This is a genomic window from Vibrio owensii CAIM 1854 = LMG 25443 (assembly GCF_000817815.1).
Taxonomy (GTDB): domain Bacteria; phylum Pseudomonadota; class Gammaproteobacteria; order Enterobacterales; family Vibrionaceae; genus Vibrio; species Vibrio owensii.
In genome coordinates, this window is sequence record NZ_JPRD01000015.1 from 265,579 (window position 1) to 278,899 (window position 13,321).

At 40.2% G+C, this 13,321-nt stretch carries 19 protein-coding genes; 6 read left to right on the forward strand and 13 right to left on the reverse strand.

What is annotated here, in order from left to right; translation table 11 throughout:
- Positions 1-6 precede the first annotated feature (6 nt).
- The 8 genes from H735_RS10195 to H735_RS10230 all read right to left on the reverse strand — a co-directional run bounded on the left by H735_RS10195 (position 7) and on the right by H735_RS10230 (position 4,414).
- Positions 7-636, reverse strand: coding sequence for a hypothetical protein (locus H735_RS10195; protein WP_020194543.1), 630 nt, complete (start codon positions 634-636; stop codon positions 7-9).
- Positions 637-663: 27 nt separating this feature from the next.
- Entirely contained in the window at positions 664-1,116 is a 453-nt protein-coding gene (locus tag H735_RS10200) for a hypothetical protein (protein WP_020194544.1), read from the reverse strand.
- Positions 1,117-1,126: 10 nt separating this feature from the next.
- Complete coding sequence (locus H735_RS10205; protein ID WP_020194545.1) at positions 1,127-1,402, reverse strand: hypothetical protein; 276 nt, start codon at positions 1,400-1,402, stop codon at positions 1,127-1,129.
- A gap of 106 nt (positions 1,403-1,508) precedes the next feature.
- Entirely contained in the window at positions 1,509-2,015 is a 507-nt protein-coding gene (locus tag H735_RS10210; RefSeq protein WP_020194546.1) for a hypothetical protein, read from the reverse strand.
- A gap of 15 nt (positions 2,016-2,030) precedes the next feature.
- The gene (locus H735_RS10215) at positions 2,031-2,969 is read right to left on the reverse strand and encodes a hypothetical protein (protein ID WP_020194547.1); all 939 of its coding nucleotides are present in this window, start codon (positions 2,967-2,969) and stop codon (positions 2,031-2,033) included.
- A 457-nt stretch (positions 2,970-3,426) separates the two neighbouring features.
- Positions 3,427-3,690, reverse strand: coding sequence for a hypothetical protein (locus H735_RS10220; protein WP_020194548.1), 264 nt, complete (start codon positions 3,688-3,690; stop codon positions 3,427-3,429).
- Positions 3,691-3,785: 95 nt separating this feature from the next.
- The gene (locus H735_RS10225; RefSeq protein WP_020194549.1) at positions 3,786-4,142 is read right to left on the reverse strand and encodes a hypothetical protein; all 357 of its coding nucleotides are present in this window, start codon (positions 4,140-4,142) and stop codon (positions 3,786-3,788) included.
- Positions 4,143-4,189: 47 nt separating this feature from the next.
- On the reverse strand, positions 4,190-4,414 hold the full coding sequence (locus tag H735_RS10230) for a hypothetical protein (RefSeq protein WP_020194550.1): 225 nt from the start codon (positions 4,412-4,414) through the stop codon (positions 4,190-4,192).
- 190 nt (positions 4,415-4,604) lie between these two features.
- Between H735_RS10230 and H735_RS10235 the strand changes: the two genes are divergently transcribed.
- The gene (locus H735_RS10235; protein WP_020194552.1) at positions 4,605-4,844 is read left to right on the forward strand and encodes a hypothetical protein; all 240 of its coding nucleotides are present in this window, start codon (positions 4,605-4,607) and stop codon (positions 4,842-4,844) included.
- A gap of 78 nt (positions 4,845-4,922) precedes the next feature.
- Here the strand turns inward: H735_RS10235 and H735_RS10240 are convergent, their stop codons facing one another.
- The 4 genes from H735_RS10240 to H735_RS10255 all read right to left on the reverse strand — a co-directional run bounded on the left by H735_RS10240 (position 4,923) and on the right by H735_RS10255 (position 8,411).
- On the reverse strand, positions 4,923-5,453 hold the full coding sequence (locus H735_RS10240; RefSeq protein WP_020194553.1) for a hypothetical protein: 531 nt from the start codon (positions 5,451-5,453) through the stop codon (positions 4,923-4,925).
- 57 nt (positions 5,454-5,510) lie between these two features.
- Positions 5,511-6,389, reverse strand: a complete 879-nt coding sequence (locus tag H735_RS10245; RefSeq protein WP_020194554.1) for a hypothetical protein — start codon at positions 6,387-6,389, stop codon at positions 5,511-5,513.
- Between the two features lie 461 nt (positions 6,390-6,850).
- A complete protein-coding gene (locus H735_RS10250; protein ID WP_020194556.1) occupies positions 6,851-7,381 on the reverse strand; it encodes a hypothetical protein in 531 nt (176 codons plus the stop codon).
- A gap of 94 nt (positions 7,382-7,475) precedes the next feature.
- Positions 7,476-8,411, reverse strand: a complete 936-nt coding sequence (locus H735_RS10255) for an SEL1-like repeat protein (RefSeq protein WP_152447580.1) — start codon at positions 8,409-8,411, stop codon at positions 7,476-7,478.
- A 771-nt stretch (positions 8,412-9,182) separates the two neighbouring features.
- On the opposite strand from H735_RS10255, the gene H735_RS10260 reads away from it, so the two are divergent.
- From H735_RS10260 to H735_RS10280, 5 genes are all read left to right on the forward strand, one after another.
- Positions 9,183-9,470, forward strand: coding sequence for a hypothetical protein (locus H735_RS10260; protein ID WP_020194558.1), 288 nt, complete (start codon positions 9,183-9,185; stop codon positions 9,468-9,470).
- A 198-nt stretch (positions 9,471-9,668) separates the two neighbouring features.
- Positions 9,669-10,058 carry a hypothetical protein gene (locus tag H735_RS10265; protein WP_020194559.1) on the forward strand — a complete coding sequence of 130 codons (390 nt, stop codon included), beginning with the start codon at positions 9,669-9,671 and terminating at the stop codon, positions 10,056-10,058.
- Positions 10,055-10,459 (forward strand): hypothetical protein, encoded by a 405-nt coding sequence (locus H735_RS10270; RefSeq protein ID WP_020194560.1) that lies wholly within the window; start codon positions 10,055-10,057, stop codon positions 10,457-10,459. The genes H735_RS10265 and H735_RS10270 overlap by 4 nt, the downstream gene beginning before the upstream one ends.
- A gap of 139 nt (positions 10,460-10,598) precedes the next feature.
- Positions 10,599-11,390: a hypothetical protein gene (locus tag H735_RS10275; protein WP_020194561.1), complete on the forward strand. Its 792-nt coding sequence runs from the start codon at positions 10,599-10,601 to the stop codon at positions 11,388-11,390.
- A 19-nt stretch (positions 11,391-11,409) separates the two neighbouring features.
- Positions 11,410-12,621, forward strand: coding sequence for a hypothetical protein (locus tag H735_RS10280; RefSeq protein ID WP_152447581.1), 1,212 nt, complete (start codon positions 11,410-11,412; stop codon positions 12,619-12,621).
- A gap of 53 nt (positions 12,622-12,674) precedes the next feature.
- Here H735_RS10280 and H735_RS10285 read toward each other — a convergent pair whose 3' ends face one another.
- Entirely contained in the window at positions 12,675-13,274 is a 600-nt protein-coding gene (locus H735_RS10285) for a thiol:disulfide interchange protein DsbA/DsbL (RefSeq protein WP_020194563.1), read from the reverse strand.
- Between the last annotated feature and the right edge of the window lie 47 nt (positions 13,275-13,321).

A 13,321-nucleotide genomic window follows, 5' to 3' on the forward strand; every position in this document is an offset into this window, starting at 1 on the left:
TGTACTTCATGTGATTGGCTCAAAATGACCCAGCCATTCACCTTTACTAGTCACTAGTCGATACAAGTTAACTTTGTCGATCACACTTTTAAGCTGCTTCTTCATGCCGGTTGTACCCATACGGTTACGAATATCATACCAACGTCTATCTGTATGCTCCTGTATCGCCCCGTAAGCTAACCAACGTGCTCGTTTAAGTGTTTCTGCACTCTCAGGTACTTCTTGCTCAACTTCCCATGCAGCGAGTCTGAGAGCGCTTTCAAAGCACGCATAACGAACAGAGTTAAATATCTTCTCAGGTTTTTCCCAAGAGTAATTATTAGTCGTACAGAAGGACTCTCGCCATGGTGCATGGCCGTGTTCATTGATCCAACCGCCAAGACAATAGCCAATTTCAGATTTAGCTGAAGAAATGATCGGACCAACATAGCCAATGACATCGTAATACTGCTGTATGCGCTTCAAGAGGAACTTGGCAGCACGCTCTCTATCAGTTACAGAATCCTTATGGAGAAACGATAACGCCTGTCGAACGTACTGTTTGTCCAGTGGCGATAGTTCTGGATTCTTTCCAAGTGATAACCAATCCACATCTGGGTTCGAAGTGTTATAGCGTGTTTTATCATTGATCTTCATAACTTTTACCAGTGTGATTAATGGTCATCATAAGCAAAGCGAAATGACATTCTTGTCATAAACAATAGTTTCAAAGCACGCCCCTTCGTCGTAAATGACAACTAAACCATCATGCCCTTTTTGGGTAACAGCTAACTGTATTGTTTCATCAAACAATCCATCTTCACTGTCACGAACCAGTTTGAGAACGTCATCTTCAGTAAACAGCTTTCTCAAGAGGGGCAATGCCGCGCTATCGAAATCCATTGCCCAACCTTGTTCAAAACCGACACGAACAACCATTGGGTTAACCATGGCTACGTTTACTTTGAGAATGTGCTCAGGTACATCGCTCGCGTAGACCAATGCTGAATCGATATCCACACAGTAAAAACCAGAGCCAAAGCTACCTCTTTCACTGTAATAACAGTCAATGTTCGAGGTTTGAGGGACAGAAGAAAGCCCCTTATACAAAACGCAGTTGTTCATGCCAGTATTCATGCCCTACTCCTTAAGCAGTAAAGGCAGGTTTAACAAAACGGATCACCTCTCGTAGTTTGTTGTTATCACTAACCCAGTGAGGTAACTCTTCTTTCATTTCTGGAGAAAGACCTGGTGCGTCTTTAAAGACCAATTCATTTTTGGGAGAAACAGCCCATACGATTACCGGTTTTTGCTCAGAATCGTTAAGAACAGTAAACGAAAGCGTGTTGTTTTTTGCATCTTCAACCAACTTAATGTTGTTCAGTTGAGCCAGCTTGCGAGTGATGTTTGAGACTTTTAACATTATTTAAATTTAACCTCGTGGTTTTCGTTAATGGAAACAACAAGGTCATAATATTACTGACCACATCACATTCAATTGATCTTGTGGCTAGGATGGATGGCGATGATCACCATCCATTAAGGATTAGATAGTTGGACTCAAAATCGAATGTCTTAAGGATGTAAAGAAGGTTAAATACGGCGTATTCCATGTCATCAGAACGGGACATTTCACCGTCGCCCGGTTCATCGATTCTTACAGGATTACTCCACCGACAATCCCAAACCTTTGAACGCTGAGTAACATAACCAACCATTTCAAGGTGGTCATCACGTTCGACCATTTCAGCATAAAACTTAGTAACTCGATCCCGATAGGCTTCAATGAGCTTCACAAGGCCTGCCCGGGACAAGATAGAAAATTCATGGCCTTCTGCCGCAGAAAGGTCAAAGGGATAGAATGGGGTTACATCTTCATCAACGTTACAGGCCAGATCGCCCATGCAATACAGCTCTGAATGTTCTGGTGGAGCGAAAACAAACTCCATCATTCCATCACAATCCGAATAGCTTTTATCAGCATAAGTAACCTTTGCTGATTTAGGAATTGTCCCTAGCCTGTAACGATAACCCATTCTTACCTACCTTAATTATACCGTTTGTGCGGCAACCATTTTTTCGAAATCAACTGGGTAGATTTCAACATTAGAACGCAAAAACGTCTGTAGTAACGGCTTACATTCATCCTGCTTTAAGTCCCAAAGTTCACGCTTGATGCGGGCACATTCATTATTCGAGTTCAAAGCAGCACGCTCTAAATCCGGCATAAAGGATTTTACTCTGCAAATAGCGGTACTGATCTGATCGCCTGTTTTGGACAGATTGAATAGGGATATAATACTGCCGAAGTCAAATGAGTCATTCATTCCCATGAAATCCATGCCAAGGTCGATGAATTCAAGAGTGGTCGAGTGCTCAAGATCCTGAACTAAATCACGGTGTTCACCCAATGCTCGGGCAAAAGACCTGATAGCTCGTTTAGCATCATCAACCTCTTCTTCTACTTCACTGTTTTCCATAGTTGAAAGCATGGAAATAGCGCTACTATTTGTGACCAGATCAAGCATTTCCATTGTTTCTGCTGAATCAACAGCATCTTCCGCTTCATCAAGCTCACGTAAAACATCATTCCCCGAATCAACAAGGCGTTGGTTACTTTGGTGAATTCGTTCAGCATCATTTAGTTGGCATTGAAGTCGTCTGATCATATCCAACTCAGAACTTTGGGTTAACACCTGGCTAATATGCTTGTTAACTAATTGGCTTTTAATGCGAGTTCGGTCACGACTGAAGCCATTTATCGTTGAACGAATAGAGCTTTGTTCTTTTTCAATAGCACCTACAGCTTGTTTAAAAGAACGGTACGTTTTGATTTTGTTCCACAACCCAAGTCGAGAACGAGCTTCTTTCAACTCGTCAATTTCTACTTTCTTTGCAAAGACCTTATCATTATGTTCATGCACCTGAGATGATAGATGCTCGTCGCTAGCCTTATAATGCTCAATATCTTCTTGTAAATTATGACTCACGAAATACTCCGTAACGTATTAGAATTTGGATGATTCATTCTATTTTCCACCGCCAAACTCCTACCTGAACTAATTGTTTGAGTCAGATACAAGAAGCGGAACACTAACCAAAATCTCATCGTCTTTATCGAAGCCGGCTATATGTGATGGGCAGTTGCAGCATAACCATGTTTCTGTATAAGCAACGCCTTTATAGGAAGACGCAATTGAGTGAGCTTCTTCGATTAAAGCGGGATTGGTATCTTTAAAACGTTCAGACTCAGCAAGACTATTGAACGTTATGTACTTTTTCACAAGGTTAACCCCTATTAAAACATAAAACTTAAACTGGGATATCAGGCTTAAATAACTGTATAAGTAGCGTTTATACTTTTTTCAACCTCTGTAGGCTCTACTTCAGGTTGATCCAGTTCTATAACTTGCTTTACACCACCAATACCGTGATGGCTTTCCTGAGTTACTGTTTCTCTGCACGTTCTATGGAAACTTTGCCAAGGCTACAATTGAATTCCAAATCGACGCCTTGATGAGTCGCAATCGCACACATCATTCGTGCCATGCATCCCAATGTCTCTTCGGTTCCAAGCGATACTAAAGCTTGGGCGATCTGATCACAGAACTCACGATTTTCTTTAGGTTCTTCCACATGTGGGGATGGCGGGCTTTCTCTATAAACTGAAAGCTTGTTACTTAGGACTGGCTCTGAGTCATTATGCCACATGACGTTCCTCTGCATTAATGAATAAGAAAGAAAAAAACATGATGCTATTTTAGAACAAAGCATCATATTCAAGTTGATCGAAATACACTTAGGAACTAACCCAAAGTGCGTGCTGTCCAACGACGGGTCGTTTCATCATAGTCAGAGAGAAAGATATCCCAATTCCTGATGCAGTCTTCCAAAGTCTTGTAGCATCGAGAAAAACCCTCATACATTTTTTCTGGGTGCATCATAAACCAAACGCTATGATTCTTATCAAACTCGATCACAACCTCATCACACATCGGGGTACATTTTGCCTGTACTTTGTGGCCTAAAACATCAAAGCGTGGGAATTTGGGCATAGCATTGATGCGATCCATGATCAAAAAAGCAGTAGGACGCAACGGCTTCTCTGCCGCAATGCGTTGAGAGATTACACGGCTAGCGCGATTGTGAGCAGCAATACCCATAAAATGTACTCCAAGTGGTTAAATAGTTTAAGCCACGAACAGAGCTATTACAGCTCGTTCATAATATATAACAGTTCGTCTGCACAACCTGTGTATGTCCAAGAGCTGGCAATAAGCTTATCTTCGACAAACAGACCTATTGAATTCATTGGTACTGTATCTTCGCTTTGAACTTCTCCTGTAGGCTTGATTTCAACGTTTGCTTCACCTTCAAGCAGTTTGTCTGCCATTTCTGGAGTGATTAGAGATATTGGTGTGATAGTTTGCGGCATAGCATTGTCCTCGAATACAAATGCGTTTAATGTATGAGCTCATTGTCTTCAATACCGAATTTAAGCAAATGATCATATTACATTTTCTCAAAATCACTGATGCTGATCATGAAGACACTTTCGAAAGCAATCGTTCTGCCCAGCGCCAATTCGAATAAAGCTGATCTAACCAATATATTAAGGAACACATATGCAAAATCAGGAAGTATTGACAGTAAAACCTAAGAAATGGATAGAAGCCTGCACAAAAGACCTTCATCATTTAAGTGAATCATCTGCGGCTACATTGCTTGGTAATTGCTCTTGCGTCATCCACTTAAAGGATGACAACGCTAGAAAAGGAAAGGAGACCGGGTTCAATAATTCAGTTCTAAGCAAGCCAGGGGCTGGCATGTCATTTAGCTATCAACAAGACCAGATTGATGGCTAATCCAACTTGATGCCCAAACAAAAGCCCCGCGATTGAGCGGGGCTTTCTTATGTGCTGAGCGAAATTTAATCAGGTGGCTTAGTTTGCAGGTTTCTTAAAAATGGATACTGAGACTTCTTTATCAACTAACTGAACACCCTCACCTTTAGGCTTGGGAGGTTCAGGGGTTTTCATCTGCTCTCCCCATGACATATACGTAAAGACTTTTTCAAATTTCAACGTTACCGGCTTTACATCGTCTTCGCCTTCATCTTCACTTACAATCTTATCTGCGAGTTTGTAAGTGACGTTTACATCTACTGTAACCGGCTTAGACTTAAATCCTGTCGAGAAAATCTTGATTTCACTTGGACAATTTTCAAGTTCAGAATCGTTACAGTTATTAAATTTCACCCCGTAAGGGATCTTATCGAAGTTCACTACAATTTCTTGGTGGCCGTACTTGTAGCCAGCATCGAAAATGTTGATTGTAGTTGAGCCGATCGCAGTCGATGGATCACCAAGTAGAACCTGACGTTTTACGAATGGACTATCGTCAACTGATTTAGCGCAACCCATTAATAGCACTGATGCTACAAACGCCGAACCTACCTTTAAACTATTTTTCATGTTGTTTCCTTTATAGAGTGCTCATCTGATCGCGAAATCAGATGAGCGCTGGTGGAATTAACTATTTAATTCTGCCCAATTACCGTTGCTAGCGAGCTCGCCCAAATCTGCCTCATAGACATCATGGAATTGCTTGATAGTATTGATTTCATGCGCGTTTACCGGGTTACAATTGTAATAATCATAACGAGGATAACCACAAGATTTTGCCGCCCCATTAGTGTCCCACTCTAGGTTGCTTTCTCCGCTCTCAAGTGCAATCGCAAAATCTTGGGCGATATCGGCGTTCTCAGCAGCTATAAGGCTTAAAGCTATCGAACTATCCTCACAAATAACAACTCTGGTTTTAACTAAAAAATACTCATGCTCAGTGTTATCTGGTTTGTTTAACGAATTGCTGAGAACCTTGAGTAAACCCTGGTCAAATTCTGCCATAGCAGGCGTATCATCAAACAAGTAACCGTCATCACAATACTCGCGTTTCAAAATGGACTCTGCCATTGCACTAGCTTCATTAAGTATTGCTTGGTGTAACAACTCGCTCACTTGAGATTTGGATTTTTCAGAATTAAGCCAAATGACCTCAACATTTTCATCGGTTATGATCCAGGAGTCACAATCACGAGTTTCAGTGAACGTCAGAATGATTTTGAATAGTTCGTCTAACGTAAAATTGATTGTGTAAACGTCATTACCACAAACGTTGTTGTCAGGGTCATTAATGCCTGATACGACAAGCGTACCATCGTTAATCTGTTTTACAAGAAGATTGTAAACGTCAGGAGATGACTTCGATATTTGACCTATTGCATCGATTAAACTGTCTTTGTTGCGTTGGTTTATTGAATCGGAAAGATTCCAAGCTATTGCATTGGTAAGGCATGTTTGAACACCTTTAAGCTGGCTAGAGAGTTGGTATAAGTCGTTATCCATCATAATTATCTCACTTTGATTCTTGGTTACGTATTGACAAGTGCACTTGCGCTGCATCTTCCATATCAAAAAAGTGGTTAACATTGTTAGACCGCATTTCTGATAGAAACTAGTGACAACCGAGATTAGTTCTATTAGCAAGTATCAAGTGCAAGGTTATGATATCGCTCAGCTCATTAAGACAAGCGATCAGATTAAAGGTATGGTGATGAAGCGTAAGCAAGGTGGATTTTGACCAGCCATATACAAGTCTATGTTTGGTCAACTTTGATCTGGATATTCCGACAAGGCCGGTTGATGATTAGTCCATATTCATTCTGGATTGAATACAGCAAGCGCGTCACAGAAAGTAAATGTCCGCAATATCCTAATTGGATTTTCGTATTTTACCTTTGATCTTGCTAACTAGTTGCTGTGGGTAAGGTGAACGTTAACCGGCAAAATTGTCTATGAGCCCATTAAACCTATGCTACTTTCTTTGTGGGATTGACAATTGCGTCGTGAACAAACGCAATGACCTCTTCAGGTTTAGAATCATCAAAATGTTGCACGAAGTAAACTGAATCATTCGATTTTACGATCCAAGAGCAACTTTGGTCAGGTTGCTTGTTACAAGCTTTGAAAGCATACCCAGTCTCGCAGGGCATCTGTTCGAAACGTAACTCTTGCTGCAATGCAACCGCTTTAGGTAAATCAATCTCCTCCAGTGAGGTTTTGAAAATACTAGAGTAGTAACTTTCGATACCTCTTTGGTACTCTCGCGCATCCACAAACTTAATATCCTTTGCTTCGATCTTCATCGTATCGGAACACCACGTCATAAAGTCATCGATGGATACTTCACTAGGGAGTTGAACATCGTCTAAAACGATACGTTCTAAGCCATTATCTAAAAAAGTATAGCCAATAGCTGTATTTGGTGTAAGAGCGGCTAAGTTGTTAATAATAATAACTCTAGCCATTGTGGGCAAATTTGCGCCGGTCATAAAATCCATAAAATCACCTGTCTTCGGTTCTGCCAGTAAACTGAAGGCTAGTTTATTACCGACTAAAGTAAGACAGGTGATCTAATTACAATGGCAAGAAAGTCTATTTTGTTGCAATAATGGTCTTTCCTTCAGCCAAATAAGGATAGACCTCCTGCCGACGCTTAACAAACGTACTAGAAATGTCAGCGAGCGTTAGCATTGAATACTCACCGTCTTTGATTAGGGTGATATCGATACCATCATTCCGATGCCAAACCCATTCCTTTCCACGCATAGCTTCAACACCATAGTTTGGCTCCTCTTTGCCAAATTGGTTCCGCATCTCATAAAGAACATCATTCACATCAACTTGAGCAATGTAGAACCTTATATTTAGTAAGTTACCTGTCTCGGAATAATCGGTATAAATACGCTTGGAAAAGAGTAACTCTTCACTGCCATCGAAGGTATCTGTCATATCACTCGATGACAATTTAATTGCTCCACCCGAGACTAACAGTTTTTCAAGTGACTGCCGTGTAAAGCAGGTGAATTCGCTACCAAATAATGATGTTGGCCGATTCTCTAATGATGCAGTAGCCGGCTTGCGCGAATGAGGTTGATTACAAAATGATCTTGTCTTTGCTCTGGAGATGACACGGCTTAAGTCGTTGTTAACTGATTTTATATGGCTGTAGTACTCAACAGCTAGATCTACGTCCTGCATTAAACCTATACCATACTCATAGTGCAGTCCCGCTTGATACAGCGCATCTTCATTGCCTCTGGAGGCCGAAAGTTTAATCCAATCGAAGAAAAGCTTGAAATTGGGCTCAGACATATAGCCTTCAAGTGTATAGGCGAAATGCAAAGCTGTATCTCCAGACCTGTCTTTAACAGCCATCTCTTTCATTTCAATCAACTGCTGAGCAATATCGTTTGCCTTACCACTGTGGTCTACTGCCACCGATCCATATGAGACCAAAGGTGTAGAAAATAGACAGGCTACACCAATACTGATTGATAGTCTTTTAAGTAAATTCATGTCGATATCCATTTGTTACAACCCAAAACGCTACAACTTAAAAGCTGAGTGGGAAGCGGGAGTTACTGAAGGTAGATGAACAAAGGGTTCTGAGGCGTATTCTAAAGTAAAACTGAACAAGAATCATGGGAGAACTCAATGTTTTTACCTTAGATGTATAAGTATTTGTCTCAATGATAATAATGTAATTAAAAACACCTCTAATGGAACGGCGTACTTTAGGATTTCAACAGTATTAAGGGCTCGCAACGCATTCACCACCTGTATAGATAAACAACATTAGAACCAATAGTAAACTCTCTGATTTAATGTGTGCTTAGAAGCCTGAAGCTGGACTTCCTTCTGATCACATTAAACTTCACCTTGGGATTGAAGGTATTTACCTACAATGGGCTCACATATAGATTCATTTGAATTAGAAATGAAGAGACGATTTAGAGTAGCAAAGCGCTTTGTGTATAGTCATAACCAAGGGTAATCGATGTTAAATTTCATTGGTGAGTTAATCAGTAAAGATTTCCAAGCGTACTTAGAGATAGGCTTGATTACAGGTATTATAGTTGTAGTTTTGGGAAAGGCGTTTGGATGCCAGATAAGATCGAGAGAAAGTGCTATAGGTTTCCTTATAATGGTCAGCTACTCGCTTTCATGCCACGTTTTTACTTCTCTGATTTTCGGGCGACCGCTTTAAGAACCAAAATATAAATGCCATATGTATCACGTCCTTTATGGGATTTCGATATGTTGGTAATTTGAAGGATATTTGCAAGAGGGAGACTGGTAGTGAAACTAACATTCGAAGTCATTTCAGATGACAGATTTGAAGGCAGCAAGAAAGAACTTAAAGAAATGACAGAGAAGATCGATGCCGCATTAAGTAAGCTCGAGGGAATCACTGTTCAGAAAGGAATTCTGCGCGAGCTTAGGTTCCCTGCTTCAGAGAATGAACCCAGCCACATTACTTACAGACGTCGCTACTTCGTAACCAAAAGTGCGTGTAAACCAACTTGGAATGACGTCTATGCTGCTGTGAACCGTGTATACTCACCCAAATATGAATTTCAGAACTAAAGCTGTAGTTATTAACTCGAAGAACACTCCAATCAGCAACTCATACCTTTGGTTTCTAGTCACGATAAGTGAATTTCTATATTTGGCATAAATCATACCAAGCTGGTGGTAAAGCTGATACTCAAGAGAAAAGCTGTCTAAGCCTTGTCTGTAAATGATTTGCGAACGCTCACAATTAACTATTCCAGAAGATCAAATATGACAAATACTATTAAAACTATATTGCTTTTCACACTATTTGCGGCGAGCTTTGGTACACAAGCACATGGAACGGTTATCAATTGTGCCGAACGAATCATGGCATATAAAGCCACCATACCGGAATCGTACGAAATGGTCTGGGTTAAGGGAGACATCAGTGAAGTAAGAAGTACTTATTCAAAGACAACGCTAGAAACAAAAATTAAATACTGTAAAGGTAGAACAGAGCTCTCACCAAGTCGGAAAATGTGCGTCTCCGGCTTAATGATGATGGAGGAGTACCCTTCAATCGAAGTCAATCAGGAAAGCTTCGATACAGAAAACTTAGTGGAGGCGATAGTGGCTCTTGATCGTTGTAAACTTATATTAGGACGAGTGAAAAAATGAGAAAAACAGTCAACACCATGATCGTACTAGGGCTATCTATAACTGGATTCAGCACACAAGCTTTTGTGCCAGCTTCAGGCGGTCGATCGTTGTTATCATGCGCAGAAATGATAAATTTCTACAAAGCAACAATGCCCGAAGAGACTGAAATTATCTGGGTACACGATGATATAAATGAAGTTAAGACTCTTTACTCACATTCAACATTGAGAACTGAAATTCGGTATTGTACCGGAGATAAAGAACTGGCTGGTTCAAAGTGTATATCAGGCACTGTTATTAAAGAGGGAGAGCCTGCGCAAATAGCCTCTCAAGGTTCTTTTAAAACGGATAAGAAAGTCAAGGGAATCGTCGCTCTAGATAAGTGCAAAATCATTATGGGGAGAGTGGATAAAGACTAATTTCCTGTTAATTACAAAAAGGAGCCATACGGTTCCTTTTTTACTTCAAAGAACCCCTGATCAAATTACATTCACCATTGAATTTGGCGAGTCACTCATAAAATGAATCCATCAGGTAAATGAGATAAAGGATCTAAAAATGAAAGAGTGTTTTGTGTCATCTATCACTGGTGATGTTTTTAATTTTACTGGTTTCGAGGATCGTGTACTAAATGGAGAAGTTGGTTTCAAAATAAAAGGAGTAGAATTCAACGTAGATGCTACAAACAGAAACAGAGCTCTAAATGGTATTCGTCATTTCATACTGGACGGCTTTAAAGGTACATCCGATATAGCTATCGAACTTTATTCCCACTACATTCGAGCAGCAATAGCAAAAATAAGCAAAGACCTTATAGTGGAACAATCCTTTATAGATGAATGCTTCGAAGGCCGAGTGGCACCGATCGACGCGGTTAACTGTTGGCTAGAAGACGAAGTCATTACCAGTAGTGATCAACAATTTCATTTTGCTATCTATACCGTTGATAATGGCTATTTTGATCTGGAAGTTATACCGATCAATGCTGGTTCATTGAGTCTAGTTTACAGAACTGCACTTTCAAATGAACTTGAAGGCGATTTGTTCAATATTTACTATGACCGTAATTGTAGCAGATTAAAACCAGTAAAATGGAGCGGCGACTTGGTTACTTCGTTAGATGCATTAGTAAAGGGACTGAGTGAAGAAGAGATTAAATCCATGAACGATATTACAGTAATTAAACTTGAAGACGGTTCATTTTCACCAATTAATGGTCACCGTCGATTAAAGGTAAACCTTGAGCTTTCAGGAAAAGCGAAAGTAACTAATATAGACACAAACGAGACTATCACTATCACCCAAGGAGATGATGGTCGATATGTCAAAGTAGAGTCAATAATTAACTAACCTCTGGAACAAAAGCCTTATGAAAAAATTCTGTGCTCTGATAATTTCTTTAATTGTCGGTTTGTTATTAATATCAATTGGAATGGGCTGGCACGCTTCCACTACTTTTGTTTCAGAACCGAAGATGTCCTTCTCCTTTGATGAAGGTTACAAGCTTGTTCACCCAGATTCCTTTGTGCAGAAGGTTGTGGATCATGATGCCAAGCAAGGTGCCATTCACAATAAACCGTATGAAGCGCAGAAATTGAGCAAAGCGAAACAGTTTGTGGATAAATGGCTGGTACTTTCGGAAGAAATATCAGCTCCTTCAACCTCAGAGTTCTGGCTTATGAACAGATATCTGACCAAACTTAACAACCTTGCATTTGATTATTTTACTTACGAGAATGGTCGTGCTGTTGAGTCATATTATCGTCAGTATGCAGATTGCGACTTGTACTCACTGTTGATTAAATCAGCCGCGGCTCTTAATGGTATTGAGCTTGATCTTATCTTTGCTCCTGGTCATGCGTTTATCAATTGGAACAACCCTGATGGACCAGATGTGACCTGGGAAGCTACCAGCAACAAACCTGTAAACTTCGACAATAAACTATACAAACCAGACTTTACGGTAGGCTCATATACAACGGCAACAGCAAACGACATGCTTGATGTTGTGGAAATCCAATACTTAATCACCAACAAGAAGGACTTTTCTGAAGAGCAATTGACAGCACTGACAAATAAATACATCAGAGCCGATAGCCCTTATTCAGTGCTTAGTTTCGAAGTGTTTTCAAAGGATATGAAGACCTACGATAGCTTAGTGGCAAGAGACCCCGGTTACGCTGTAAAAGCATATGCCGAACATCCAAGTGACACTTGGCTAGCAAGTTCGTTGCATGAGCATTTCAGTAAAGAACAGTTTTATGATGAAGGTAAGGTTGAGTACCTAAGAGATCGTATCATTTTCAGTCCTGGAGCCTCATTTGATGCTCGTTACTCGGTACTTGATTTAACAAAGTTAAAGCACATTGCATACGCTCCGGATGTTTTTTTTCATGGATTGGTAGCATACTTCTACAGTCGTTTCGATTCAGAAGGAACTCTTTTGTATGAAAAGTATCAACTTTATGGATTTATTGCTTTGCTTTTGTTCATGGTCTATTTGTGTGTTTTTCCAGTATTTTTTGCGTCGAAAAAAGAACAAAATACTGACATACCTAATCATGAAGAAAGTGTGGCATAAAATGCAGCTGACAATAAAGCTGGCGATGCCAGCTTTTCGTCAGGGCGAATTATTTACTTATTTAGCAAGTATTCAACTAACTCAAGGAACTCTTCGTAATTCTTAAATGACCCTAAAATGATTTGGTATTTGTTATTAATAATAAACCCTGGAACAGCAGTTAACCTCGCCTTACGGAACCCCTCATCATATGAACGCTGAAGCGTCAAAACCTTCTCGCTATTGTAAGTGGCATCAAATACCTTTTTTGAAACACCATGTTCAATGAACCATTCACGTAACTCAGTTTCGCTACGTAGTGGCTTATCTGAACGTTGTATTTTACGGAACATTTCAGGCACTAATTCATGATCATTGCCAAGAACCTTCATCATCGCATACGCTTTTGAAACGGGTACGCCCATTTCACGTCCAATGAAAGAAATACTGCGCTTTTCTAATTGAACATCACTTGGCAAGTCCTGCTCCATTGACTTAAAGAGTTTTTCAAACGCAAGGCAATGAGAGCAATAGAACGAAAAGTATTCTACAACCTGCGGCTGTTCTGCTTTTTGAAAGTCGAGAACTTTATAGTTTACGCCCTCTTTGAAATCTGCGGCATGTACAGAGAGGCTGACGGTTGCTGACGCCAGTAAAGCTAATAGTTTTTTCATTGTTAAGCATTTCCGTTTAAGGCAAATGAGAGGGATTCCTGATCAGT